This is a genomic window from Halorubrum sp. SP9, assembly GCF_005435015.1.
In the GTDB taxonomy this organism is placed as follows: domain Archaea; phylum Halobacteriota; class Halobacteria; order Halobacteriales; family Haloferacaceae; genus Halorubrum; species Halorubrum sodomense.
The window spans coordinates 1-220 of sequence record NZ_SGXU01000762.1; the positions used below are offsets into that span (position 1 = coordinate 1).

A 220-nucleotide genomic window follows, 5' to 3' on the forward strand; every position below is an offset into this window, starting at 1 on the left:
TCGTCGATCGGCGTGTCCGAGATCACGTTGACGGCGACCAACTGCGACGTTGACAGCGTCTTCTACCTGTGGTATCTGCTCAAGCAGGACGTTCTCGATCGGACGGAGTACGAGAAGCTCGAGGACGTGGTCGGCCACTACTCCACGACGCGAAGCGACTACACCTCAGAGCTGACGGTCGAGGGACTCGAAGAGACTCCCGTGACGGCCGCGCTCTCGT

1 pseudogene is annotated in these 220 nt (G+C 60.9%); it reads left to right on the forward strand.

Going from position 1 to position 220, the window contains the following annotated elements:
• Positions 1-12: 12 nt before the first annotated feature.
• A pseudogene (locus tag EXE45_RS19245) lies at positions 13-220 on the forward strand (DNA cytosine methyltransferase); the annotation flags it as partial.